Source organism: Caballeronia sp. LZ034LL, from assembly GCF_031451215.1.
GTDB lineage: Bacteria > Pseudomonadota > Gammaproteobacteria > Burkholderiales > Burkholderiaceae > Caballeronia.
The window spans coordinates 1,196,649-1,222,038 of record NZ_JARUXR010000001.1; the positions used below are offsets into that span (position 1 = coordinate 1,196,649).

Below are 25,390 nucleotides of genomic sequence, written 5' to 3' on the forward strand. Positions count from 1 at the left end.
CTCCTCATCAGCCGATCTGCTCCAGTTCCTCGTGCGTGTCGAGCCACTCCATTTCGAGCGTCTCGAGGCGCGCGCCGACTTCGCCCTGACGGCGGAGCGTCTCGGTCAGCCGGGTCTTCAAGGCCGTGTCATAGCTCGCGGGATCGGCGACGAACGCATCGAGTTCGGCTTTCTCGGCGTTGAGCGTGTCCATTTCCTTTTCGATCTTCTTGATGCGCGTCTGCAGCGGCTTCTTCAGATGCGCGAGCTTCTGCCGCTCCTGCGCGTCCTGCCGACGCTGTTCGCGCCGGTTCACGCCGCTGTCCTGCGCCTCGCCCGACGCCGCCGCGCCCGCTTCCCGGGCCGCCGCGCGCGTTTCGGCGGCGTGTTGCAACAGCCAGTCGCGATAGTCGTCGAGGTCGCCGTCGAACGGATGCAGCCGATGCTTCGCGACCAGCATGAAGGTGTCCGTGGTCGCGCGCAGCAGATGGCGGTCATGCGACACCAGGATCAGCGTGCCTTCGAACTGCGCGAGCGCCATGGTCAGCGCATGACGGGTTTCGAGGTCGAGGTGATTGGTCGGTTCGTCGAGCAGTAGCAGATTCGGCTTTTGCCAGATGATCAGCGCCAGCGCCAGCCGCGCCTTCTCGCCGCCGGAGAAAGGCGCGATTTGCGCCGTGGCCATGTCGCCGGAGAAGTTGAAGCTGCCAAGGAAATCGCGCAATTCCTGTTCGCGCGTGTCCGGGGCGAGGCGCGCGAGATGCTGGAGCGGCGAATCGTCGGGACGCAGGGTTTCCAGCTGATGCTGCGCAAAATAGCCGATCTGCAGACCGCGCCCCTGGCGCACGTCGCCCGACAGCGGCGCGAGCGTGTGCGCCAGGGTCTTGATGAGCGTGGACTTGCCCTGGCCATTGGCGCCGAGCAGGCCGATGCGCTGGCCGTTCTGGATGGACAGCGACACGCCCTCCACAATTGGAATCTCGCCGCCTTCCTCACTGCGATAGCCGCAGCGCACGTCCTCCATGACCATCATCGGATTGGGCGCCGCGTCGGGTTCGCGGAACTCGAACGTGAACGGCGAGCTCGCGTGCGCCGGCGCGATCAGCTCCATCTTTTCGAGCGCCTTCACGCGACTCTGCGCCTGCTTGGCCTTGGTGGCCTTCGCCTTGAAGCGGTTGATGAAGCTTTGCAGGTGCGCGACCGTTTTCTGCTGCTTCTCGTAGGCGCTCTGCTGCAGCGCGATCTGCTGGGCGCGCAGCACTTCGAACTGGCTGTAGTTGCCGCCGTAGCGCTTGACCTGACGATTTTCAAGATGCAGCGTGACGTTGCAGACCGCATCGAGAAACTCGCGGTCGTGCGAAATCACGACCAGCGTGCCGGGATAGCGCGCGAGCCAGTCTTCCAGCCAGACGATGGCGTCCAGATCCAGGTGATTGGTCGGTTCGTCGAGCAGCAGGAGGTCGGACGGGCACATCAGCGCCTGGGCGAGATTCAGCCGCATGCGCCAGCCGCCCGAAAAGCTGGAAACAGGCTCACGCGTCTGCTCCAGCGTGAAGCCGAGGCCCAGCAGCAAGGTTTCGGCGCGGGCGGGGGCGGTGTAGCCGTCGGCGTCCGCGAAGGCGGCGTGCGCTTCGGCTTCGGCGGCGCCGTCGTGCGCGGCGGAGGCAGCGGCGATGCGGGCTTCGATGTCCCGCAGGCGGGTATCGCCGTCGAGCGTGTATTCGAGCGCGCTGCGGTGCACGGCGGGCGTTTCCTGCGCGACATGGGCGATGCGCCACGACGGCGGCATGGAAAAGTCGCCGCCGTCCGCGTGCAGTTCGCCGCGCAGCACGGAGAAGAGCGTGGACTTGCCTGCGCCATTGGCGCCGACGAGACCGGCTTTCTCGCCCGGATTGAGCGTGAAGCTGGTGTCTTCGAAAAGCGGCTTGGTGCCGCGCGACAGGCTGAACTGGTTGAAGCGGATCACGTGCGTAGGGCGGCGAAGGGGGCGCGGCTTGAAGAGAAAGCGCTATTTTAGACCGGACCGATCGCGCGACAGGGGTCGTCCGTTCGGCCGATGGCAGGCATTCGCGCGGCGGGTTAGCATCCCGGGACTTTCATCGAATGCGCATAGCGCGCCTTTCAGGAGCAGGATCATGAGCGAATCCATGAGCACACCCGGCACGGACATCTACGGTTTCTCGGCCGAAACCTTAGGCGGCGGCACCGTCACCCTGGACCAGTACCGGGACAAGGTGCTGCTGATCGTCAACACGGCGAGCGAATGCGGTTTCACGCCGCAATACAAGGGCTTGCAGGCGGTCTATCAGCAACTCGCCGCGCGCGGCTTCGAGGTGCTGGGCTTTCCCTGCAACCAGTTCGGCAAGCAGGAGCCCGGCGACGCCGCGCAGATCGGCGCGTTCTGCGAGCAGAACTACGGCGTCACCTTCCCGATGTTCGCGAAGATCGACGTGAACGGCGCGAACGCCCATCCGCTCTTCAAGTATCTGAAGGACAAGGAGCCCGGCCTGCTCGGCATCGAGGCCATCAAATGGAATTTCACGAAGTTCCTCGTGGATCGCAACGGCGCCGTGGTCAAGCGCTATGCGCCGCAGACCAAGCCGGAAGCGATCGTCGAGGACATCGAAAAGCTGCTCTGAGGTTTCAGAGAATCGGCGAGAACAGCCGCGCCACGTGCATCGCCATGCGCCGCCAGAACACGGCGCCGCGATAGTCGTTGGTGTCGATCTCGACGGAATGCGCGAAATCGGCATCCAGCATCGCTTCCACTTCGGCTGCGAAAGCGCGGTCCACGGTGAGCACCGTGATTTCGAAGTTCAGGCGGAACGAACGGTTGTCGAGATTCGCGCTGCCCACGGACGCGGCTGTGTCGTCCACGAGCACCACTTTCTGATGCAGGAAGCCCGGCTGGTAGCGGAAGATGCGCACGCCCGCCTGCACGAGGTCGTAGGCGAAGAGTTTCGACGCCGCGAACACCACGTGATGATCGCGCCGGCTCGGAATCAGGATGCGCACGTCCACGCCGCGCAGCACCGCCAGACGAAGCGCGGAAAACACGGCTTCGTCGGGAATCAGGTAGGGCGACGTGATCCAGATGCGCTCGCGCGCCGCATTGATCGCTTCGACGAAGAACAGCGAACAGGTTTCCTGCTTGTCGGCGGGGCCGCTCGACAGCACCATGCAATGCATGTTCTCGTCCGAATGCGGTGCGGGACCGAGTTCGGGCAGGCGCTGCGTGGCCCAGTACCAGTCCTCGGTGAAGACGAACTGGATGCTGGCGATGGCCGGTCCGCGCACTTCCACGTGCGTGTCGCGCCACGGCGAGAGACGCGGATTGCCGCCCAGATACTCCACGCCCACGTTATGACCGCCGACGAACGCGCGCTTGCCGTCCACCACCACGATCTTCCGGTGATTGCGGAAGTTGATCTGAAAGCGGTGCACGAACTTGCGCTTGGCCGCGAACGGATGGGTTTCCACGCCGCCCGCGCGCAGTGCGTTCACGTAGCGGTGCGGCAGGTCGAAGCTGCCGACGCTGTCGTACAGGAAGTACACGCGCACGCCTGCCTGCGCCCGGCGGATGAGCGCGTCCTTCAGCATCTCGCCGAGGGCGTCGTCGCGCACGATGAAGAACTGCACAACCACGTAGTGCTCGGCGGTGGCAATGGCGTCGAGGATCGCGGCGAAGGTGGCGTCGCCGTTCACCAGCACGCGCACCGAATTGCCGCGCAGGAACGGCATGCCGGACAGGCGCTGCAGCGTGCGGATGGTCGGGTTGCCGAGATAGGCCGCCGGTCCCGGCGTTAGTTCGCCGCGCGCGCCTGAAGAATCCAGGGCGGGCAGGGTGTCCGGCGCATCGCTGCGCGCGCCGGAATCCCATTCGGCGGGTTTCGAGCGGCTGCGCAGGATGTCGAGTTCGAGGCGGCGCTCGTCGATATAGCCGGCGAACTTGCTGCGGCCGAGGAACAGGTAGGGAATAAGCGTGAAGTAAGGCATCGCGACCAGCGACACGGCCCACGCCACCGCGCCTTGCGAGGTGCGCGTATGAATCACGGCATGGATCGCGGCGATCACGCCCAGCACGTGCGCGGCGATCACCAGCGTGCCTAGGTGGAGCCAGTCCGATGCTTGCATAGACGCGAGACGGGTGAGGGAAATGGGTAGGCTGACGGCGATTCGCCATCTTACCCAAGCCTTCCGCGCGAAGTGTCAGCAATCGTTGCAGCGGGGCGTCGCGCAGTGTCGCGCAGTTGCGCCCCGCCGCCCGGTCATGCGGTCTCAGGCCGGCAAGTCGGCGGCCTGGATCAGGAACACGTTGTCGTCGCCGGCGCTGGTCGAGAGCCAGACGAGGTCGAGGCCGCCAAGCGCCGCTTCCACGTTCGCCCGCTCGTTGCCGATCTCGACCACCAGCACGCCGTCCTCGGTCAGCCACTTGCCCGCTTCGCGCACGATGCGCCGCACCACGTCCATGCCGTCCGCGCCGCCCGCCAGCGCCAGTTCCGGCTCGTGCTGGTACTCGCGCGGCAGCGCCTGCATCGACTCGGCGTTGACGTAGGGCGGGTTCGAGAGGATCACCTCGTAGCGGGTGGTCGGCAGCGGCGCGTACAGGTCGCCTTCGAACAGCGTCACGCGCGCGTCGAGTCCATAGTCGTCGACGTTGCGGCGCGCCACGGCGAGCGCGTCCGCCGAAATGTCGACGGCATCGACATCGGCATGGTCGAACGCGTGCGCCGCGAGAATCGCAAGGCAGCCCGAGCCGGTGCAGAGTTCGAGCACGCGCGTCACCTGGTCGGGGTCCGCCACGTAGGGTTGCAGGCCGTCCTGCAGCAGTTCGCCGATGAACGAACGCGGCACGATCACGCGCTCGTCCACATAGAAGCGGTTGCCGTGCATCCACGCTTCCTGCGTGATGTAGGCGGCGGGCACGCGCTCGGTGGCGCGGCGCTCGATCACCTTCATGACGGCGTCGATTTCATGGTCGAGCAGGCGCGCGTCGAGGAACGGGTCGAGCGTGTCGAGCGGCAGATGCAGCGTATGCAGGATCAGATAGGCGGCTTCGTCGTAGGCATTGGTCGTGCCATGGCCGAACGAGAGGCCGGCTTGCGTGAAACGCGAGACGCCGAAGCGCAGCAGGTCGCGCACGGTCGTGAAGGGTAGCGCCATGGAAGGCTCCTGTTTGTTGTCGGACTGGATTGAGCGGACCGTTTCAGGCGATGAGCCGTTCCAGCACGCGGCGGTACACGTTTTTCAACGGCTCGATGAAGCGCACTTCCACATGCTCGTCGATCTTGTGGATGGTGCCGTTCGGCGGGCCGAATTCCACGACCTGATCGCAGATCTGCGCGATGAAGCGTCCATCCGACGTCCCGCCGGTCGTGGACAGCTCGGTGCGCACCCCGGTTTCGTCGTGGATGGCCTGCTCCAGCGCGTCGGACAGCGCGCCGCGCGGCGTCAGGAAGGGCAGGCCGCTGACGGTCCATGTCAGGTCGTAGTCGAGGCCGTGCTTGTCGAGGATCGCGTGGACGCGGGCCTGCAATCCTTCCACCGTGCTCGCCGTCGAGAAGCGGAAGTTGAACATCAGGTCTGCGTGGCCGGGGATGATGTTGGTGGCGCCGGTGCCGGAGTGCAGGTTGGACACCTGCCAGGTGGTCGGCGGGAAGTATTCGTTGCCGTCGTCCCATTTTTCCGCGACGAGTTCCGTCAGCGCCGGGGCCAGCAGATGCACCGGATTCTTCGCCAGATGCGGATAGGCAATATGCCCCTGCACACCCTTGACGATGAGCTTGCCGCTCATCGAGCCGCGCCGGCCGTTCTTGACCATGTCGCCGAGCGTTGCGCTCGACGTCGGCTCGCCGACGATGCAGTAGTCGAGCCGCGTGCCGCGCGCCTTCAGCGCCTGGACGACCTTGATGGTGCCGTCGGTGGCGGGGCCTTCCTCGTCGCTGGTGATGAGGAAGGCGAGCGTGCCGCGATGCTGCGGATGCTGCGCGACGAACTCCTCGCTCGACACGACGAACGCCGCCAGCGACGCCTTCATGTCCGCCGCGCCGCGGCCATAGAGCTTGCCGTCGCGGTGGGTCGGCGTGAAGGGCGGCGAGGTCCACTGTTCGAGCGGGCCGGTGGGCACGACATCGGTATGGCCCGCGAAGGCGAGCAGCTTGCCGGACGGGTCCGTGCCGCGCTTCACGGCCCACAGGTTGGTGACGCCGCCCGATTCGATCGTTTCGCAGTCGAAGCCGAGCGCGGCGAGCCGCTCGATCATCAGCGCCTGACAGGCCTGGTCGTCGGGCGTGACGGAGGCGCGCTCGATCAGCGCTTCGGTGAGGGAAAGGGTGCCGGACATGGTGAATTCACGTAGGTGCGATGAAAAATGCCGGCGCGCGGGCCGGCACTCGAAGCAAGCGGGCGATGACCGTAAGAGGCACAGTCATCGCGGGGACTCAGGCGAAGAGCGTGTCGTACTGCTCGGCGGAAAAACCGAGCGTCTTCACGCGCCCGTTCACGACGACCACCGGCCGCTTGATGATCGACGGCTTGTGGATCATCAGCGCAATGGCGCCGGCCGTGGTGCCGGCCTCGGCCTTGTGGACCTCCGACAAACCGCGCCAGGTGGTGCCGCGCTTGTTGATCAGCTGGTCCAGCGGCACGTCCTTCAGCCAGTCCTGGATCAGCGCGGTCGACACGCCGGCCTTCTTGAAGTCGTGGAACTCGAACGGCACGCCGTGCTCTTCCAGCCACACGCGCGCTTTCTTCACGGTGTCGCAGTTCGGAATGCCGTAGACGACGGTGGTTGGAGTCGAGCCGCGGGCCACGTTCAGTCGCCTCGCAGCAGTTCGTTCAGGCCGACCTTGGCGCGCGTCTTGGCGTCGACCTTCTTGACGATCACGGCGCAGTACAGGCTGTGCGAACCGTCCTTCGACGGCAGGTTGCCCGCCACCACCACCGAACCCGCCGGGATGCGGCCGTAGCTGACTTCACCGGTTTCGCGGTCGTAGATCTTGGTGGACTGGCCGAGGTACACGCCCATCGAGATGACCGAGTTTTCTTCGACGATCACGCCTTCCACCACTTCCGAGCGCGCGCCGATGAAGCAGTTGTCCTCGATGATGACCGGGTTCGCCTGCAGCGGCTCCAGCACGCCGCCGATGCCCACGCCGCCCGACAAGTGCACGTTCTTGCCGATCTGCGCGCACGAGCCGACGGTGGCCCAGGTATCGACCATCGTGCCTTCGTCGACATAAGCGCCGATGTTGGTGTACGACGGCATCAGCACGACGTTCTTCGCGATGAACGAGCCGCGGCGCGCGATGGCCGGCGGCACCACGCGGAAGCCGCCTGCCGCGAAGTCTTCCGCGGTGTAGTTCGCGAACTTCGAGGGCACCTTGTCGTAGAACTGGGAGTAACCGCCGGCGGGCATCGGCGCGTTGTCTTCGAGGCGGAACGACAGCAGCACGGCCTTCTTGAGCCACTGGTTCACGGTCCACTCGCCGTCGCGCTTTTCAGCGACGCGCATGTGACCCTTGTCCAGTTGTTCGATGGCGTGCGCGACGGCTTCGCGGACTTCGGCGGGCGCGGCCTTGGGCGAGAGCTCGGCGCGGTTGTCCCAGGCGGTATCGATGATGCTCTGAAGTTGTTGCGACATAGTAGGGTTCGAGGATGGGTGATCAGGGCGGCTGGCGTTCGGTCCGTGAAACTCGGTTCTTCAAGCTCAGGACGCGAGCGAGCGGCAGAATTCGACGATGCGGCGTGCGCCTTCGACACATTCCCCGGTTTCGGCCACCAGCGCGATGCGCACGAAGCCGATGCCGGGATTCGTGCCATGCGCCGCGCGAGCGAGGAAGGAGCCCGGCAGAACGGTCACATTATAGTCGGCGTACAGGCGCGCCGCGAACTCGGTATCCGTCAGGCCAGTGCGTTCGACGTTCGCCCAGAGATAGAACGCGGCGTCCGGCAGGCGCACGTCGAGCACCTCGGCGAGCATCGGCGTGACGGACGTGAACTTCTCCACATACTTCGCGCGATTTTCGCGCACGTGCGTTTCGTCTTGCCAGGCGGCGATGCTCGCGCGCTGGAACATCGTCGACAAGGCCGCGCCGTGATACGTGCGATACAGCAGGAAGTCCTTCAGGATCGCTGCGTCGCCGGCGACGAAGCCCGAGCGCATGCCCGGCACGTTCGAGCGCTTCGACAGGCTCGACAGCATGACCAGACGCTCGAAGCCGCGGCCGAGCAGGCGTGCCGCTTCCAGGCCGCCGAGCGGCGGTTTTGCTTCGTCGAAGTAGATCTCCGAGTAGCACTCGTCCGAGGCGATCACGAAGCCATGCTGGTCCGAGAGCGCGAACAGTTCGCGCCAGTTGTCGAGCGTGAGCACCGCGCCGGTCGGGTTGCCCGGCGAGCACACGTAGAGCAGTTGCGTGCGGGCCCAGATGTGCTCGGGCACCGCCGAATAATCGCAGGCGAAGTTGCGCGCCGGATCGCTGTTGACGAAGTAGGGTTCGGCGCCTGCGAGCAGCGCGGCGCCTTCGTAGATTTGATAGAACGGGTTCGGACAGAGTACGATGGGCGGCGCTTCGGCCATGCCCGCGCTGCGGCTGTCGATCACGGTCTGCGCGAGCGAGAACAGCGCTTCGCGGGAACCCGACACGGGCAGCACTTCGGTCGCCGGATTTATTTTCTCGAGGCCGTAGCGCTGCATGACCCATGCGGCGATGGCTTGGCGCAATGGCTCGCTGCCGAGCGTCGCCGGGTAGGATGCGAGACCGTCGAGGGCGGCGATCACCGCGTCGCGGACGAGCGGCGGCGTCGGATGCTTGGGCTCGCCGATGCCGAAGCCGATCGGCGTGAATCCGGCGCGCGGTTCGATGCCTTCGAAGAGCGCCCGAAGCTTTTCGAACGGATAAGGCTGAAGTGTCTTGAGAAGTGGATTCACGGCGTGATCGATAAGCAGGGGTCGACGCGCGAGCGGCATCCGAAGGGCATCGAACGGGACGAGACAGACACTCGCCACCGAGTGCTTTGAACGCGCGCGCAAGGCAAGCTGAAGATTATAGCGCGGGGCCGTATGCGTGAAACGGCCGGCAGCCCGCCGCTTCAAGAGGTTGAACGATCGAGGTTGAACGATCAAACCGGAGACAGTAGTGAAGAAGCACACCATGACCGGCGCGCCGCAATGAGCGGCAGTCTGCGCAACGCATGGCCCACGTTCGCGATCATGCTCGGCGCGTCCGTCTGGGGACTCGTCTGGTATCCGATGCGCATGCTCGCCGCCATGGGCCTCACCGGCACCGCCGCGAGCGCCACCACCAGCGCCGCCGCCTGTCTCTTCGTGCTGCTGGTCCGGCGCCGCTCGATCAGCACGCTGTCCTGGCACTGGCTGCTGGTCGCGCTCGGGCTGGCGTCGGGCGTGACCAATCTGGGCTTCGTGTGGGGCGCCATCCACGGCCAGGTGATGCGCGTGCTGCTGCTGTTCTATCTGACGCCCGCGTGGACCGCGGTCTTCGCGCACTTCATCCTCAGGGAACGCCTGACGCGCGCCGATGCGTGCCTGTCGCTGCTCTCGCTCGCGGGCGCGGTGACGATGCTCTGGTCGCCCGAGCTGGGGCTTCCGCTGCCCGCCAGCCTTGCCGAATGGGCCGGGCTGATGGGCGGCATGGGTTTCGCGATGAGCAACGTGCTGATCGTCAAGGTCTCGCGCACGCTGCCCGCGATGAAGGCCGAGATGCGCACTGCCGTGATCTTCGGCGGCGCGGCCTTGCTCGCGTCCCTCGCCACGCTGTTCGAGCCGATGCCCGCGCCGCCCGCCGCCGCGCTCTGGCCGGCGGTGGCGTGCATCGTGATCGGGCTCGGCATCGTGCTCGCGGGCAACAACATGATCGTGCAGCTCGGACTCGCGCGCGTGCCGCCGAATCGCGCGTCCATCATCATGCTGTTCGAACTCGTGGTGACGGCGCTGTCGTCCTGGCTCTTCGCGGGCGAGGTGCCCGGTCCGCGCGAATGGGCGGGCGGTGCGTGCATCGTCGCGGCGTGCGTGCTGTCGGCGTGGGTGCACCGGCGGCGCGTGCCGCCCCGCGCGCCGCGATCGTCGGATTCAGCGCGTTCGCCGCACGCGTCCGAGGCGTCCGGCGCGAGCGGACACGCGCCGGAAAGCAAAAAGAAATCGGTTCGCGCGATGGTATGATGGTGTCCGCTTCGCCGGGCCCGGGCGCAGATCCATGCAGCGCACCGGCCCATGACGATCGACGGGCCGCACTGCGGCCTGTCTGCCATTCATCCTCCGTCTCATTCAAAACAGCGATATCGCCGTGCGTCTGACCTCGATAAAACTCGCTGGCTTCAAGTCCTTCGTCGATCCCACGCATTTTCAGGTCCCCGGCCAGCTGGTCGGCGTCGTCGGGCCGAATGGCTGTGGCAAGTCCAACATCATCGATGCCGTGCGCTGGGTGCTCGGCGAATCGCGCGCCTCCGAGCTGCGCGGCGAATCGATGCAGGACGTGATCTTCAACGGCTCGACGGCGCGCAAGCCCGGCAGCCGGGCAAGCGTCGAACTCATTTTCGATAACGCCGACGGCCGCGCCGCCGGTCAATGGAGCAGCTACGGCGAGATCGCGGTCAAGCGCGTGCTCACGCGCGACGGCACCTCCAGCTACTACATCAACAATCTGCCGGCGCGCCGCCGCGACATCCAGGACATCTTCCTCGGCACGGGCCTGGGTCCGCGCGCGTACGCGATCATCGGGCAGGGCATGATCTCGCGGATCATCGAGGCCAAGCCGGAAGAGCTGCGCGTGTTCCTCGAGGAAGCCGCGGGCGTCTCGAAGTACAAGGAGCGCCGCCGCGAAACCGAGAACCGCCTGCACGACACGCGCGAGAACCTGACGCGCGTCGAGGATATCGTCCGCGAACTGAGCGCCAATCTCGAGAAGCTCGAAGCGCAGGCTGTCGTCGCGACGAAGTACAAGGCCTTGCAGGCCGAAGGCGAAGAGAAGCAGCGCCTGCTGTGGCTCTTGCGCAAGAAGGAAGCGGGCAACGAGGCCGAGCGCCAGCAGCGCGCGATCCGCGAGGCGCAAGTCGAACTCGAAGCCCAGACGGCGCGTCTGCGCGAAGTCGAGGCGCAGCTGGAAACGCTGCGCGTCGCGCACTACAGCGCCAGCGATTCGATGCAGGGCGCGCAGGGCAAGCTCTATGAGGCAAATGCCGAAGTGAGCCGGCTGGAAGCGGAGATCCGCTTCATCGTCGAGTCGCGCAACCGGGTGCAGGCGCAGATCGCCGCGCTCACCGCGCAGCGCGAACAATGGCAGGTTCAGGCGCAGAAGGCGCGTGACGAAATCGATACGGCGACCGAAGCACTGGCCGAAGGCGAGGAAAAAGCCGCCATCGCGCAGGAAAACGCCGCGACGAAACACGATGAACTGCCCGCACTCGAAGCCCGCTGGCGCGACGCGCAGACGCAGTTGAACGAGGAGCGTGCGGGCATCGCGCGGGCGGAGCAGGCGCTCAAGCTCGAAGCCGCCCATCAGCGCAACGCGGACCAGCAGCTGCAGCAGTTGCAGCAGCGCCAGGAACGCCTGAAGAACGAGGCCAGCGGCCTCGACGCACCGGACGAAGCGCAGCTCGAAGAGTTGCGCATGCAACTGGCCGAGAACGAAGAGATTCTCGCGGAAGCCCAGGCGCGTCTCACGGACGCGCAGGAAACCGTGCCGCGTCTGGACGCCGAACGCCGCGCCGCGCAGGAACTCGTGCAGAAGGAAAGCGCGCAGATTCATCAGCTCGAAGCACGTCTTGCGGCTTTGAAGCAGCTTCAGGAAAGCGTGCAGACCGAAGGAAAGGTCCAGCCGTGGCTCGACAAGCACGAGCTCGGCGCGTTGCCGCGTCTGTGGAAGAAGCTGCATGTCGAGGCGGGCTGGGAAGCCGCGCTCGAATCGGTGCTGCGCGAACGCCTGGCCGCGCTCGAAGTGTCGAACCTGGACTGGATCAAGGCCTTCGCCACCGACGCGCCGCCGGCCAAGCTCGCGTTCTATTCGCCGCCCGTCGCGGGCAAGCCGGTCGAGACGCCGCACGGCTTGCGGCCGCTGCTGTCGCTGGTGCGCATCGACGATCCGGGTCTGCGTGCCGTGCTCAACGAATGGCTAGCCGCGACCTTCGTCGCCGACGACCTCGCGCAGGCGCTGGCCCAGCGCCAGCAACTGCCCGATGGCGGCGCATTCGTCGTGAAGGCGGGGCACGTGGTGACGCGCGTGGGCGTGCAGCTCTATGCGTCGGACTCCGAGCAGTCGGGCATGCTTGCGCGGGCGCAGGAAATCGAGAATCTGACCAGGCAGTTGCGCGCGCAGGCGCTTCTGTCGGACGAAGCGAAGTCCAACGCCGTGCGTGCCGATGCCGCCCATACGCAGGCCTCGCAGACACTTGCCGAAGCCCGCGCCGCCGCCGAGCGCGCCACCCAGCGCGTCCATGCGCTGCAGCTCGACGTGCTGAAGCTCGCGCAGGCGCATGAGCGCTATACGCAGCGCAACACGCAGATCGGCGAGGAACTGGAAGAAATCGCCGCGCAGGTCGAGGAGCAGCGTGCGCTGCGTGCCGAGTCCGAAGCCGCGTTCGAGCGTCACGACGGCGAGATCGCCCAGTTGCAGGCGCGCTTCGAGGACAACCAGCTGGCTTTCGAGACCCTCGACGAACAGCTCACGGCCGCGCGCCAGGAACTGCGCGAGCTGGAACGCGCCGCGAGCGACGCCGGTTTTGCGGTGCGCGGCCTGTCCGCGAAGATCGACGAATACCGACGCAACATCGACACCGCGCACGACCAGAGCGAGCAGATCGCGGCCACGCTGGAAGACGCCCGCGCCGAGCTCGAGACCATCAACGAGCAGACCGCGCAAACCGGCCTGCACGACGCGCTCGAAGTGCGCGGCGCGCGCGAGGAAGCGCTGCATGCGGCGCGCATCGAACTGGACGACCTGACCGCGCGCCTGCGCCAGTGCGACGAACAGCGTCTGCTGGCCGAGCGCTCGCTGCAGCCGCTGCGCGACCGCATCAACGAATTGCAGTTGAAGGAACAGGCGGCGCGCATCAGCGGCGAGCAGTTTGTCGAGCAGTTGCAGGCGGCGGGCGTCGACGAAGCCGAACTCGCACAGAAGCTCGCGCCGGACATGAAGCCGTCGTATCTGCAGGGTGAGGTCACGCGCCTGAACAACGCGATCCTGGCGCTGGGACCGGTCAACATGGCCGCGCTGGAAGAACTCGCCTCGGCGACCGAGCGCAAGCACTTCCTGGACGCCCAGTCGGCCGACCTTACCGGCGCCATCAACACGCTGGAAGACGCAATCCAGAAGATCGATCAGGAAACCCGCGCGCTGCTGCAGGGCACCTTCGATGAAGTGAACCGTCACTTCGGCGAACTGTTCCCGCGGCTGTTCGGCGGCGGCCAGGCCAGGCTCATCATGACCGGCGACGAAATTCTCGACGCCGGCGTGCAGGTGATGGCGCAGCCGCCCGGCAAGAAGAATTCGACCATTCACTTGCTGTCGGGCGGCGAGAAGGCGTTGACCGCAACGGCGCTCGTGTTCGCGATGTTCCAGCTGAATCCGGCGCCGTTCTGTCTGCTCGACGAAGTGGACGCGCCGCTCGACGACGCCAACACCGAACGGTTCGCGAACCTGGTGCGCGCGATGGCGGTGAAGACGCAGTTCCTGTTCATCTCGCACAACAAGATCGCAATGGAAATGGCGCAGCAGTTGATCGGCGTGACGATGCAGGAGCAGGGCGTGTCGCGCATCGTCGCGGTGGACATGGAATCGGCAGCAGGTTTCGCGCAGAACGGCTGAAGGTCTCGCGGTTCGCGACAGTGTTTCATTGAGTCATGGGTTAATTGGGCCGGACGATGATCCGGCGGCGTGCGCAAGGGCGCGGAGTGGCGCGCATCGGCCAGGCGGCGGCGACAAGCCGGAACGCGGCGCGATGCGGGCGACAGATCGCGCGGCGCTTCGTAACGTAAAAGAATGATGGAGCCTGCATGGATGAGTTGACGCTCGGTTTGATTGGAGCCGGTGCCGTGGTGGTGGGCGGCGTGGTGGTGTACAACGCGTGGCAGAACGCCAAGGTGCGGCGCAAGATGCCGCGCCCGATGCCGGACGAAGCCGCCGACGCGCTCGCGCGCCAGGACACGGACGACGAGCAGCCGTTCATCGAACCGGTGCGCCAGCCGCGCCGGGAGCCGGCCGCCGGAGACGGCGCCGCCGAGCGTGATTCGCGGGTCGAGCCGAGCTTCGGCACGGCGCAGGCCACGCAGGCCGCGGCGACGCCGCCTGTCGTGCCGGTTCCGCCGGCTGACACGGCCGTCGATCTCCAGGCCGAAGCGACCGCGCCGAACGGCACAGCCGAAATCTCTGGCGATGACGCCGACGAAACCCGCGCCGAGCCGGTGATGCCTGCCGCGACCACGCATTCGTCGGCGCTGCCGGCGGTCGTGGATCGCCGCATCGATTGCGTCGTGCCTATCCGTCTGGCCGCGCCGGTCGCGGGCGACCGCGTGATTCCGCTGGCGCAGCGTCTGCGCCGCGCGGGCACGAAACCCGTCACGATCGAAGGCAAGCCTGAAGGCGACAGCACGTGGGAACTGCCGCGCAACGGCGGGCGCTATGAGGAACTGCGCGCGGCGGCGCAACTGGCGAATCGCAGCGGGCCGCTGAATGAACTGGAATTCTCGGAATTCGTGACCGGCGTGCAGCGTCTGGCCGACGCGCTCGACGGCGCGCCCGAGTTCCCCGACATGATGGAAACGGTCGGCATGGCGCGCGAGCTGGACGGCTTCGCCGCGCAATGCGACGCGCAACTGTCGATCAACATTCTCTCCGACGGCGCGCCGTGGTCCGCGAACTACGTGCAGGCGGTGGCGTCGCAGGACGGCCTGCTGCTGTCGCGCGACGGCACGCGCTTCGTCAAGCTCGACGCGAAGCAGAACCCGGTGTTCATGCTGCTGTTCGGCGACACCAACTTCCTGCGCGACGACCTCACCTACAAGGGCGGCCAGATGATCACGCTGGTGCTCGACGTGCCCGTCGCCGACGAAGACATCCTGCCGTTCCGCCTCATGTGCGACTACGCGAAGTCGCTGTCGGAGCGCATCGGCGCACGCGTCGTCGACGATCAGCGCCGGCCGCTGCCGGAGTCCGCGTTGCTCGCCATCGAGAAGCAGTTGATGACGCTATATGCCAAGCTGGAGCAGGCGGGCATGCCGGCCGGATCGCCCGCGACGCGGCGTTTGTTCAGCCAGTAAGCGCGAGCCTTGCACGCGCTGTTCCGGCAGTGAAGATCGCGCCCCGACCGGGGCGCTTTCTTTTGCCTGCTCATCCTCTGCAATCGCGCGTGCAGTAGCGCCCCGGCCGCATCCGCTGGCCGTTCGGCCGATGCCCCGATTGTCCGATCTTCTGCGACAATCGAACGACTGCCTGTCGAGTTGCAGGGTTGCAGGGTCGCAATCACGGACAGGCGCGATCGATCTCAATCATTCCACAAGCATGTCCGCAAAAACCAAAGCCGAGTCCGCCGCCAGCCGCAAGTCGGGCGCCGCCGTGCCCAGCGCCGATCATCCGGCCGAACGCGCCGCCTGGCTGCGCTCGGAACTGGAGCGCGCGAACTACGCCTATTACGTGCTGGATCAGCCGGACCTGCCCGACGCCGAATACGACACGCTGTTCAAGGAACTCCAGGGCATCGAGAGCGAGCATCCGGATCTGGTCACGCCGGAGTCGCCCACCCAGCGGGTCGGCGGCGAGGTGGCCGAAGGCTTTACGCCGGTCGTGCATGACGTGCCCATGCTGTCGCTCAACAACGGGTTCGCGGACGAAGACATCGCCGCCTTCGACAAGCGCGTGTCCGACGCGCTCGACCAGGCGCCCGTCGAATATGCCTGCGAACTGAAGTTCGACGGCCTCGCCATCTCGCTGCGCTACGAGGACGGCCGCTTCGTGCAGGCGGCCACGCGCGGCGACGGCGCGACCGGCGAAGACGTCACGGCCAACGTCCGCACCATCCGTTCAATCCCGCTCACGCTGAAGGGCAAGCACGTGCCCAAACGCCTGGACGTACGCGGCGAAGTGCTGATGTTCAAGCGCGACTTCGAGCGCCTGAATCAGCGGCAGCGCGATGCCGGGCAGCGTGAGTTCGCAAACCCGCGCAATGCGGCGGCGGGCGGCCTGCGTCAGCTCGACTCGAAGATGACCGCGCAGCGCTCGCTGTCGTTCTTCGCGTACGGCATCGGCGTGCTGGACGGCGCCGAGATGCCGGCCACGCATGCCGGGCTGCTCGACTGGTACAAGGACATGGGCTTGCCCGTGAATGCGGAGCGCGCGGTGGTGCAAGGCGCGGACGGCCTGCTCGGCTTCTTCCGCAAGGTAGGCGAGAAGCGCGACAAGCTGCCGTACGATATCGACGGCGTCGTCTACAAGGTCGACCGGCGGGACCAGCAGGAACAACTGGGCTTCGTGTCGCGCGCACCGCGCTTCGCGCTCGCGCACAAGTTTCCCGCACAGGAAGCGCTGACGCAGCTCGTCGGCATCGACGTGCAGGTCGGCCGCACCGGCGCCATCACGCCGGTCGCGCGGCTCGCGCCGGTGTTCGTCGGCGGCGCGACGGTCACGAATGCCACGCTGCACAACGAGGACGAAGTGCGCCGCAAGGACATCCGCATCGGCGATACCGTCACTGTGCGGCGTGCGGGCGACGTGATTCCCGAGGTCGTCGGGGCGATCCTTGAGCGCCGTCCCGCGGATGCGCGCGAGTTCGTCATGCCCACGGAATGTCCGGTGTGCGGCTCGAAGATCGAACGCCTGCCGGACGAAGCCATTGCACGCTGCACCGGCGGGCTGTTCTGCCCGGCGCAGCGCAAGCAGGCGTTGTGGCACTTCGCGCAGCGCCGGGCGCTCGACATCGACGGACTCGGGGAAAAGCTCATCGACCAGCTGGTCGAAGAAAACCTCGTGCGCACGCCCGCCGACCTCTTCAACCTCGGCTTCTCGACGCTCGCGGCGCTCGACCGTTTCGCCGACAAATCCGCGCAGAACCTGCTCGACTCGCTCGAAAAAGCGCGCAACACGACGCTCGCGCGCTTCATCTATGCGTTGGGGATCCGGCACGTCGGCGAATCCACTGCGAAGGATCTCGCGAAACACTTCGGGTCGCTGGATCCGATCATGAAGGCAACGGTCGAAGAGCTGCTCGAAGTCAACGATGTCGGCCCGATCGTGGCCGAGGCCATCCACAACTTCTTCAGCGAGGCGCACAACCAGCATGTGATCGAACAGTTGCGTCTGAAGGTGTCGTGGCCCGAAGGTCCGCCCGCGCCGAAGGCGCCGCAGGGCGTGCTGGCGGGCAAGACCGTCGTGCTGACGGGCACGCTGCCCACGCTCTCGCGTGAAGAAGCCAAGGAAATGCTGGAGAACGCCGGGGCGAAGGTCGCCGGATCGGTATCGAAGAAAACCGACTATGTCGTGGCGGGCGCGGAAGCCGGCAGCAAACTTGCGAAGGCGGAGGAGCTCGGCGTTCCGGTGCTCGACGAAGACGGTATGCGCAAGCTCTTGGAAGGAGCCATTCAATGATTCGCGAAATTCTGAAGATGGGCGATCCGCGCTTGTTGCGGATCGCGCAGCCGGTCGAGCACTTCGACACGCCGGAACTGCACGCGCTCGTGCAGGACATGTTCGACACGATGCGCGACGCCAACGGGGCAGGACTGGCCGCGCCGCAAATCGGTGTCGATCTCCAGGTGGTGATCTTCGGCTTCGGCCACAACGAGCGTTATCCCGATGCGCCTTCGGTGCCCGAGACCGTGCTGATCAATCCGATCATCTCGCCGAACGGGCATGACATGGAGGAGGGCTGGGAAGGGTGCCTGTCCCTGCCGGGGCTGCGCGGCGTGGTGCAGCGCTTCTCGATGATCCGCTATCAGGGCTTCGACCAGTATGGCAACGCCATCGAGCGGCTTGCCGAGGGGTTTCATGCGCGCGTCGTGCAGCACGAGTGCGATCACCTGATCGGCAAGCTCTATCCGATGCGCATCACCGACTTCTCGAAATTCGGCTTCACCGAAGTGCTGTTCCCCGGACTCGATCCGGCCCACGACGACTGACGCCGGGCCGGCGGCATGCACTCGCTGCATGCGCCGCCTGGGGTAGCAAGGACGCTGAACGCGAGGCCGCTTCACACAATGCGGCCTTGTGTTCAGGCGAGGGTTTTGGGACTGCCGGAGATGTCCGGCTGACGGAACAACGCGATGTGTTCGGGATTGGCGGTAGCTTGGAGGCGGCCATCGGGCAGGCGTGCGATCACTATTTCACCGACGCCCGGACTCATCACGACGACTTCGTCGCGCAGGGCGAGCAGGGCTTCGAGCCGTCGTCGGCCGCTGACGATTTCGAGGCCGGTTCCGGTTTCCCGCACGATGATTTCAACTGACATGGCCATTCTCCTTCGATGCCGTTCAATGCTGCCGCCGTTCATCCGGCCGGCGCGGCCATGCGCGTCGCGCCCTGACCTGCCAGATGTAACGGATCGATGATTCATTTTCTTTAACCAAAAAGCGGTCAAAAAAGAAAAGGCACGATCCGCGACGGATCGTGCCCTTCAGAGCGGTAAAAGTGGCGTGGACGCGACGCGCCGGGCATGTCCCGACGCGCGGCCTTCAGAAGGATTCGTTGGGTCCGAGATAGCGCCACTGTCCCGGCGGCAGGTTCCCGAGCGTGACGCCGCCCATGCGGATGCGCTTCAGCCCGACCACCTCCAGTCCCACGAGCTCGCACATCCGGCGAATCTGCCGCTTCTTGCCTTCACGCAGCACGAAGCGCAGTTGCTCGCCGTTCTGCCAGCTGACCTGGGCAGTCTTGAGCGGCACGCCGTCGAGTTCGAGGCCGTGGCGCAGCAGCGCGAGTTGTTCCGCGGGCAGATGCTTGTCGACATCGACGGTATGGTCGCCGAGGCGCACGCGCACCAGATATTCCTTGTCCACTTCCGAATGACCGCCGATCAGCTGCTTCGCGATGCGGCCGTCCTGGGTCAGCACGAGCAGGCCAGTGGAGTCGATGTCGAGTCGTCCGGCCGGCGCGAGCGTGCGCAGGTGACCGGGCGCAAAGCGGATGCCGGCGCGATCCTCTTCCCAGCGGTTGGCCGGAGTGATCAGCGTGACGGCCGGCTCGTAACCGTCTTCCGCCTGACCCGACACATAGCCGACCGGCTTGTGCAGCAGGATGGTCACCAGTTGCGACTGCGCCGAACGCGCTGCGGGCAGCACGTCGATTTCCGCCGTCGGACGGATGCGCGTGCCGAGCGTATCGATCACTTCGCCATCGACGAGCACCCAGCCTTTCTCGATCCACTCGTCGGCTTCGCGGCGCGAGCAGAGACCGAGTTCCGACATGACTTTCGAGAGACGCACGAGGCCGTCGTGGTGATCGTGATCGCGATGCTTCGGTGCGGATTCGGCGGCGGGCGGCTGGCGCGTGTCGGTGTGACTTGCACGTGCGGGGCCGCGGCTTTCCGCGTTCTTGCGCGGAGCCGGACCGGAGCGCGCATCGTCGCCGAACGACTTGCGCGGGCCGCGCTCGCGGTCGCCGAACGACGGACGCGAATCGTCGCTGCGTGGCTTGAATGTGCGACGTTCGTCGCCGCCGGAAGGACGATCGCCGCGTGCGGGCGGGCGGCCTTCGAAGGACTTGCGCGGGCCGCGGTCACGGTCGCCGAACGACGGACGCGTGTCGTCGCCACGCGGCTTGAAGGGACGACGCTCGTCGCCGCCTGCAGGACGCTCACCACGTGCAGGCGGACGGCCCTCGAACGACTTGCGCGGACCACGATCACGCTCACCGAACGGCGGACGCGAATCTTCACCACGCGGCTTGAACGGACGACGCTCGTCGCCACCGGCAGGACGCTCACCGCGCGCGGGCGGACGGCCTTCGAACGACTTGCGCGGACCACGCTCACGCTCACCGAACGGTGGACGCGAATCGTCACCACGCGGCTTAAACGGACGACGCTCGTCGCCGCCTGAAGGACGCTCACCGCGTGCAGGCGGGCGGCCTTCGAACGACTTGCGCGGGCCGCGTTCACGGTCACCAAACGCAGGACGCGAATCTTCACCACGCGGCTTGAACGGGCGACGTTCGTCACCGCCCGCAGGACGCTCACCACGTGCAAGCGGACGGCCTTCGAACGATTTACGCGGACCACGCTCACGGTCACCAAACGCAGGACGCGAATCATCACCCCGCGGCTTGAACGGACGACGCTCGTCACCACCCGCAGCCCGCTCACCACGCGCAGGCGGCCGGCCTTCGAACGACTTTCGCGGACCACGCTCACGCTCACCGAACGCAGGACGCGAATCATCGCCCCGCGGCTTGAACGAGCGACGCTCGTCACCCCCTGCAGCACGCTCGCCACGCGCCGGCGGCCGGCTTTCGAACGATTTGCGCGGCGCGTCGCCGCGATGCTCCCCGGCCGACGGCTTTGCGCGAGCAGGCCGCGCTTCATCCGGCACGGCGGGCCGCGCAGGCTTGCGCCCGGTGGAGGTGCCGGTCCGGACCGGCGAACGCGTGGCCGAGGTCGGACGCGGATGTTTGGCTGTCAGTTTGACGCGCATAAAGTCTCAGGCTGCGATCGCGCGCAGCAGTTCGGTTTCGACCTGGATCTGGGTGCGGTTGTTCGACAGGCTCTTGCCGTCGATCAGGAACACGTCCTCGACGCGTTCGCCGAGCGTATTGATCCGCGCCGCCTGCACGCCGATCCGGTGTTGCGCGAGCACCCGCGCGATCGAATAAAGAAGGCCCTGCCGGTCGTTGGCGGACACGGACAGGATGTAGTACTGGCCGCGGTCGTCGGGACGCAGGTCCACGCGCGGCGTGATCGGAAACGTCCGCACGAGCCGCGAGACGCGGCCCTTCGACGGTTCCGGAAGAATGCGCTCGTCGGTCAGCAGCGTGCTCAGTTGCTGTTCGACGAGATTCGCGATGTCGCGATAACTGCCGTCGTGCTCGGGATGCGCGACCAGGAAGTTGTCGAGCGCGTAGCCATGGCGCGTCGTCGTGATGCGGGCATCGAGCACGGACAGGCCGTTGCGGTCGAAATACCCGCAGATGCCGGCGAACAGATCCGGGCGATCCTGCACATACACGAGCACCTGCAAGGCCGCGCCGATCGGCGAGGGCCGGGCGCGCACGATCGGGCGGTCGCTTTCGACGTGGCGGTAGAGCACGCGCGTCTGCCAGGCGATATCGGCGGGATCGTGCCGCAGGAAGTAGCCGACGTCGAGCTGGTCCCACAGACGCTTCTGCGCGCCTTCGGGGACGGTTTCGAGCCGCAGCAGCGCGAGCGCCGCTTCCTGACGCGACTTCAGTTCCGAGTGCGCATCCGGCTCGGCGCCGCCGAGCACGGCTTGCGTGGCGCGGAACAGATCCTCGAGCAGCTTGCCCTTCCAGTTGTTCCAGACTTTCGGACTGGTGCCGCGGATATCGGCGACGGTCAGCAGATAGAGCGCCGTCAGGCGCCGCTCGGTGCGCACGACCGAGGCGAATTGCTTGATGACCTCGGGATCGCTCGTGTCCTGTTTCTGCGCGACCTGGCTCATGGTCAGATGCTGCTGCACGAGCCACACAACCAGGTCCGTGTCTTCCTGGCCGAGCTCGTGTTCGCGGCAGAAGCGGCGGGCGTCGGCCATGCCGAGCGTCGAGTGATCGCCGCCGCGTCCCTTGGCGATATCGTGGAACAGCGCCGCGACGTACAGCACCCACGGGCGCTCGAAATTGCCCATCAGCTGGCTGCAGAACGGGTACTCGTGCGCGTGCTCCGCAATCGCGAAGCGGCGCAGGTTCCGCAGCACCATCAGGATGTGCTGGTCGACCGTGTAGACGTGATACAGGTCGTGCTGCATCTGCCCGACGATGCGCCGGAAGTTGATCAGATAACGCCCCAGCACGCTGGTCTGGTTCATCAGGCGGAAGGCGTGCGTGATGCCTTCGGGCTGCTTCAGGATCTTCATGAACAGCCGGCGGTTGTCCGGATCGCGCCGCCATGCGCGGTCCATCAGGTCGCGCGCGTTGTAGATCGCCCGCAGCGTGCGCGCCGAAAAGCCCTTTACGCCGCGTGTCTGCTCGTACAGCAGGAAGGCTTCCAGAATGGCGTGCGGTTCGTGTTCGAAGACATTGTCGCGGGCGATTTCCAGCATGCCCTGTTTCTCGACGAAGCGGCTGTTGAGCACGCGCGTGATGCCGCTCGTCGACGGAAACAGCTGCGCCTCGACGTTCTGGATCAGGATGGTCGCCAGTTGCGTGACGGCTTTCGCGGCCCAGTAATAGCGGCGCATCAGCTGCTCGCTCGCGCGCTTGGCGGCGGTCGCCTCGAAACCGAAGCTCTCGGCCAGCGGCGTCTGCAGATCGAATACGAGGATGTCCTGGCGGCGCTTCGCGATCACGTGCAGCCGTGCGCGCAGCGCCTTCAGGAAGCCTTCGTTGCGGCGCAGTTCGCGCGCCTCGCGATCGGTGATGAGGCCGCGCGTGTCGAGTTGGCGCCAGTTGCTGCCGAAGCCCGCCGCGCGCGCGATCCACAGGATCAGTTGCAGGTCGCGCAGGCCGCCGGGACTTTCCTTGATGTTCGGTTCGAGGCTGTACGGCGTGTCCTGGAACTTTGCGTGACGCTGGCGCATTTCCAGCACCTTCGCCTGGAAGAACGCGCGCGGATCGAGCGTCTCGTGATAGCGCTCCGAAAAGCGCTGGTACAGGCGCGTGTCGCCGCAGATGCGCCGTGCCTCGAGCAGCGAGGTCTGCACGGTGATGTCGTTGGCCGCCTCCGCGATGCACTGCTCGACCGAGCGCACGCTGCTGCCGATGTCGAGCCCGAGATCCCACGCCATGCCGATAAAACGCTCGATCCGGCCGTTGAGTTCGGTGTCGGTGTCGGAGGCGCTGTCCGGCAGCAGGACCAGGATGTCGACGTCGGAAAACGGCGCGAGCTCGCCGCGGCCGTAGCCGCCCACCGCCACGAGCGCCGCGTTGTCCGGCATCGCGCAGGCGTGCCAGGCGCCCTTGAGGGCGTCGTCGGTGGCGCGCCCGAGCGCGTGCATCAGCGGCTCGACGTTCGAGGTCGTCTGGAAGCGCTCGATAAGCACGGCCTTCGCGGCCTTGTAGGCGGCGCGCAGGGTTTCACAGGGCGTGGCGACGGCGATGACGCTCATGGCTCGGATCGGCGGGCGGGAGAAGGGGCGGCGCTGCGCGGTTGCGGCGCGCGCCGGAGAGAGTGGAACGCGTTCAGGCGGTGGCCGCGATCAGCTGCGACGGCGCCTGCGTGCCGGCCGAAACCGTCAGCACGTCATAGCCGGTGGGCGTCACGAGCACGGTGTGCTCCCATTGCGCGGACAGGCTGCGGTCGCGCGTCTTGACGGTCCACTGGTCGGGCATCGTGCGGATTTCGCGGCGGCCGGCGTTGATCATCGGCTCGACGGTGAAGATCATGCCCGCCTGGAGTTCGATGCCGGTGCCCGGACGGCCGTAGTGCAGCACTTGCGGCTCTTCGTGGAAGACCTGGCCGATGCCGTGGCCGCAGTATTCGCGCACGACGCTATAGCCTTGCGATTCGGCGTGCTTCTGGATGGCCGCGCCGATATCGCCGAGGTGCGCGCCGGGGCGTACCTGGTCGATGCCGAGCCACATGCAGTCGAAGGTCGTCTGGACGAGGCGTTTCGCGAGGATCGAACCCTCGCCGACGATGAACATCCGGCTCGTGTCGCCGAAATAGCCGTTCTTGATGACCGTGATGTCGATATTGAGCGCGTCGCCGTTCTTGAGCACCTTTTCACCGGGAATGCCGTGACAGATCACGTCGTTGACGGAGATGCAGGTGGCCTTCGGGTAGGGCGGGTAGCCGGGCGGCTGATAATTGAGCGGCGCGGGAACGGTGCCTTGCTCCTTCAGCATGTACTCATGGCAAAGGCGGTCGAGTTCCTCGGTCGTCACGCCGGGCACGATGTGCGGCGTGATGAAATCGAGCACTTCGCTGGCGAGCCGGCAGGCGACGCGCATCTGCGCGATATCGTGGTCGTTTTTCAGCGTAATGGACATGACTTGGCTCGGAAGGACGCGAGTGTGCGTGTAATGACTTGCGTACGCGGATTTCGTACGTGTTCTGCAGCAATTCAGGCGGCTGTAGCGCGCCAAAGCGGCATTATCGCACTTCAGGAAATGTGCCGCACCCGGATACTTGGGGGCAGATGGCGCTGCGGCAAGGCGTCGGGGCCGGGTCGCCGTGACTTCGGCGCTTTTCAGCGCCTGACGGGCGGCTTGAGCCGATCAATCCTCACATGCTATACTCACGGGCTAAGTCTTGATCCACATCCATAGCAGTGTCACGGTTCGCCGGGACAATGTCAGCGGTGGTTCAACGATCAAGACTTGGAAATTAGTTTCACCAGTCAAGTTCATCAAGTCGAATCGCAAGCCGGCGCACCCAGGGTGTCCGGCGTCCGTCAGGCGAATTTCGCCACCCGGGCGCAGGATGCGGCAGCCGGCTTAAGACCCAACCCTCGCGGAGAATTTCATGGCAGTCACGATGCGTCAAATGCTGGAAGCCGGTGTCCACTTCGGTCACCAAACCCGCTTCTGGAACCCCAAGATGGCCCCGTACATCTTCGGTCATCGCAACAAGATTCACATCATCAACCTCGAAAAGACCCTGCCGCTCTACAACGACGCGCTGAAGTACGTGCGCCAGTTGGCAGCCAACCGCGGCACGATCCTTTTCGTCGGCACGAAGCGCCAGTCGCGCGACACCATCGCCCAGGAAGCAGCACGCGCCGGCATGCCGTTCGTCAATGCGCGCTGGCTCGGCGGCATGATGACCAACTTCAAGACCCTGAAAGTGTCGATCAAGCGCCTGAAGGACATGGAAGCGGCGCTGGAATCGGGTGAAACCGAGCGCATGAGCAAGAAGGAAGCCCTTCTGTTCGAACGCGAAATGGTCAAGCTGCAAAAGTCGATCGGCGGCGTGAAGGACATGGGCGGCATTCCTGACGCAATGTTCGTCATCGACGTCGGCTACCACAAGATTGCCGTGACCGAAGCCAAGAAGCTGGGCATTCCGGTCATCGCCGTGGTCGACACGAACCACTCGCCGGAAGGCATCGACTACGTGATCCCGGGTAACGACGACGCGTCGAAGGCCGTCGCGCTGTACGCCGAAGGCGTGGCCGACGCGATCCTCGAAGGCCGCGCGAACGCGGTGAACGACGTGGTCCAGGCTGTGCGCAACGGCGAAGGCGACGAGTTCGTCGAGGTCAACGAACAGGCGTAATCGAGCCCTGTGGCCGACAAAAAAGGGGGCTTTGCGAAAGGCCCCTTTTTTTTAGCCGGGCCGCTGGACCTGCCTATTTTTCCTGCCG

General features: G+C 66.0%; 18 protein-coding genes. 7 read left to right on the plus strand and 11 right to left on the minus strand.

From position 1 onward, the window contains the following. Window positions 1-7: 7 nt before the first annotated feature. Window positions 8-1,945 (minus strand): ATP-binding cassette domain-containing protein, encoded by a 1,938-nt coding sequence (locus QCE83_RS05535; protein ID WP_309808055.1) that lies wholly within the window; start codon window positions 1,943-1,945, stop codon window positions 8-10. A 181-nt stretch (window positions 1,946-2,126) separates the two neighbouring features. Here QCE83_RS05535 and QCE83_RS05540 point away from each other — a divergent pair, with 181 nt between their 5' ends. Next, complete coding sequence (locus tag QCE83_RS05540; RefSeq protein WP_309811483.1) at window positions 2,127-2,618, plus strand: glutathione peroxidase; 492 nt, start codon at window positions 2,127-2,129, stop codon at window positions 2,616-2,618. Window positions 2,619-2,622: 4 nt separating this feature from the next. Here the strand turns inward: QCE83_RS05540 and cls are convergent, their stop codons facing one another. The 6 genes from cls to dapC form a co-directional block, all read right to left on the minus strand. Then, complete coding sequence (gene cls / locus QCE83_RS05545) at window positions 2,623-4,113, minus strand: cardiolipin synthase (protein ID WP_309808056.1); 1,491 nt, start codon at window positions 4,111-4,113, stop codon at window positions 2,623-2,625. A 144-nt stretch (window positions 4,114-4,257) separates the two neighbouring features. Continuing rightward, window positions 4,258-5,142 (minus strand): 50S ribosomal protein L3 N(5)-glutamine methyltransferase, encoded by an 885-nt coding sequence (gene prmB, locus QCE83_RS05550; RefSeq protein ID WP_309808057.1) that lies wholly within the window; start codon window positions 5,140-5,142, stop codon window positions 4,258-4,260. 43 nt (window positions 5,143-5,185) lie between these two features. After that, window positions 5,186-6,322, minus strand: a complete 1,137-nt coding sequence (gene dapE, locus QCE83_RS05555; protein ID WP_309808058.1) for a succinyl-diaminopimelate desuccinylase — start codon at window positions 6,320-6,322, stop codon at window positions 5,186-5,188. Between the two features lie 97 nt (window positions 6,323-6,419). Beyond that, on the minus strand, window positions 6,420-6,791 hold the full coding sequence (locus QCE83_RS05560; RefSeq protein WP_309808059.1) for an ArsC family reductase: 372 nt from the start codon (window positions 6,789-6,791) through the stop codon (window positions 6,420-6,422). A 2-nt stretch (window positions 6,792-6,793) separates the two neighbouring features. Further along, window positions 6,794-7,621 carry a 2,3,4,5-tetrahydropyridine-2,6-dicarboxylate N-succinyltransferase gene (gene dapD, locus QCE83_RS05565; protein ID WP_309808060.1) on the minus strand — a complete coding sequence of 276 codons (828 nt, stop codon included), beginning with the start codon at window positions 7,619-7,621 and terminating at the stop codon, window positions 6,794-6,796. 66 nt (window positions 7,622-7,687) lie between these two features. Then, window positions 7,688-8,908 (minus strand): succinyldiaminopimelate transaminase, encoded by a 1,221-nt coding sequence (gene dapC / locus QCE83_RS05570; protein ID WP_309808061.1) that lies wholly within the window; start codon window positions 8,906-8,908, stop codon window positions 7,688-7,690. A gap of 240 nt (window positions 8,909-9,148) precedes the next feature. Between dapC and QCE83_RS05575 the strand changes: the two genes are divergently transcribed. From QCE83_RS05575 to def, 5 genes are all read left to right on the plus strand, one after another. Continuing rightward, complete coding sequence (locus QCE83_RS05575; RefSeq protein WP_309808062.1) at window positions 9,149-10,156, plus strand: DMT family transporter; 1,008 nt, start codon at window positions 9,149-9,151, stop codon at window positions 10,154-10,156. Window positions 10,157-10,280: 124 nt separating this feature from the next. Then, the gene (gene smc, locus QCE83_RS05580) at window positions 10,281-13,796 is read left to right on the plus strand and encodes a chromosome segregation protein SMC (RefSeq protein ID WP_309808063.1); all 3,516 of its coding nucleotides are present in this window, start codon (window positions 10,281-10,283) and stop codon (window positions 13,794-13,796) included. 188 nt (window positions 13,797-13,984) lie between these two features. Next, the gene (locus QCE83_RS05585) at window positions 13,985-15,247 is read left to right on the plus strand and encodes a cell division protein ZipA C-terminal FtsZ-binding domain-containing protein (protein ID WP_309808064.1); all 1,263 of its coding nucleotides are present in this window, start codon (window positions 13,985-13,987) and stop codon (window positions 15,245-15,247) included. A 241-nt stretch (window positions 15,248-15,488) separates the two neighbouring features. After that, entirely contained in the window at window positions 15,489-17,567 is a 2,079-nt protein-coding gene (ligA, locus tag QCE83_RS05590; RefSeq protein ID WP_309808065.1) for an NAD-dependent DNA ligase LigA, read from the plus strand. Then, window positions 17,564-18,097, plus strand: a complete 534-nt coding sequence (def, locus tag QCE83_RS05595; RefSeq protein WP_309808066.1) for a peptide deformylase — start codon at window positions 17,564-17,566, stop codon at window positions 18,095-18,097. Before ligA ends, def begins: the two co-directional genes overlap by 4 nt. Before the next feature lie 92 nt (window positions 18,098-18,189). Here the strand turns inward: def and QCE83_RS05600 are convergent, their stop codons facing one another. From QCE83_RS05600 to map, 4 genes are all read right to left on the minus strand, one after another. Beyond that, window positions 18,190-18,426, minus strand: coding sequence for a hypothetical protein (locus QCE83_RS05600; RefSeq protein WP_309808067.1), 237 nt, complete (start codon window positions 18,424-18,426; stop codon window positions 18,190-18,192). A gap of 223 nt (window positions 18,427-18,649) precedes the next feature. After that, on the minus strand, window positions 18,650-20,605 hold the full coding sequence (locus QCE83_RS35115) for a pseudouridine synthase (RefSeq protein ID WP_404984170.1): 1,956 nt from the start codon (window positions 20,603-20,605) through the stop codon (window positions 18,650-18,652). A gap of 6 nt (window positions 20,606-20,611) precedes the next feature. Next, the gene (locus QCE83_RS05615) at window positions 20,612-23,191 is read right to left on the minus strand and encodes a [protein-PII] uridylyltransferase (protein ID WP_309808070.1); all 2,580 of its coding nucleotides are present in this window, start codon (window positions 23,189-23,191) and stop codon (window positions 20,612-20,614) included. 73 nt (window positions 23,192-23,264) lie between these two features. Next, window positions 23,265-24,074 carry a type I methionyl aminopeptidase gene (gene map, locus QCE83_RS05620; RefSeq protein WP_309808071.1) on the minus strand — a complete coding sequence of 270 codons (810 nt, stop codon included), beginning with the start codon at window positions 24,072-24,074 and terminating at the stop codon, window positions 23,265-23,267. 475 nt (window positions 24,075-24,549) lie between these two features. On the opposite strand from map, the gene rpsB reads away from it, so the two are divergent. Next, window positions 24,550-25,302, plus strand: coding sequence for a 30S ribosomal protein S2 (rpsB, locus tag QCE83_RS05625; RefSeq protein WP_014191125.1), 753 nt, complete (start codon window positions 24,550-24,552; stop codon window positions 25,300-25,302). Window positions 25,303-25,390 lie beyond the last annotated feature (88 nt).

Excerpts from the sequence above, each read along its gene's own strand:
- cls (WP_309808056.1), bottom strand. The coding sequence starts at position 4,113 with ATGCAAGCATCGGACTGGCTCCACCTAGGCACGCTGGTGATCGCCGCG.
- dapE (WP_309808058.1), bottom strand. The coding sequence starts at position 6,322 with ATGTCCGGCACCCTTTCCCTCACCGAAGCGCTGATCGAGCGCGCCTCC.
- QCE83_RS05575 (WP_309808062.1), top strand. The coding sequence starts at position 9,149 with ATGAGCGGCAGTCTGCGCAACGCATGGCCCACGTTCGCGATCATGCTC.
- def (WP_309808066.1), top strand. The coding sequence starts at position 17,564 with ATGATTCGCGAAATTCTGAAGATGGGCGATCCGCGCTTGTTGCGGATC.
- QCE83_RS05540 (WP_309811483.1), top strand. The coding sequence starts at position 2,127 with ATGAGCACACCCGGCACGGACATCTACGGTTTCTCGGCCGAAACCTTA.
- ligA (WP_309808065.1), top strand. The coding sequence starts at position 15,489 with ATGTCCGCAAAAACCAAAGCCGAGTCCGCCGCCAGCCGCAAGTCGGGC.
- QCE83_RS35115 (WP_404984170.1), bottom strand. The coding sequence starts at position 20,605 with ATGCGCGTCAAACTGACAGCCAAACATCCGCGTCCGACCTCGGCCACG.
- prmB (WP_309808057.1), bottom strand. The coding sequence starts at position 5,142 with ATGGCGCTACCCTTCACGACCGTGCGCGACCTGCTGCGCTTCGGCGTC.
- QCE83_RS05615 (WP_309808070.1), bottom strand. The coding sequence starts at position 23,191 with ATGAGCGTCATCGCCGTCGCCACGCCCTGTGAAACCCTGCGCGCCGCC.
- QCE83_RS05600 (WP_309808067.1), bottom strand. The coding sequence starts at position 18,426 with ATGTCAGTTGAAATCATCGTGCGGGAAACCGGAACCGGCCTCGAAATC.
- map (WP_309808071.1), bottom strand. The coding sequence starts at position 24,074 with ATGTCCATTACGCTGAAAAACGACCACGATATCGCGCAGATGCGCGTC.
- rpsB (WP_014191125.1), top strand. The coding sequence starts at position 24,550 with ATGGCAGTCACGATGCGTCAAATGCTGGAAGCCGGTGTCCACTTCGGT.
- dapD (WP_309808060.1), bottom strand. The coding sequence starts at position 7,621 with ATGTCGCAACAACTTCAGAGCATCATCGATACCGCCTGGGACAACCGC.
- QCE83_RS05585 (WP_309808064.1), top strand. The coding sequence starts at position 13,985 with ATGGATGAGTTGACGCTCGGTTTGATTGGAGCCGGTGCCGTGGTGGTG.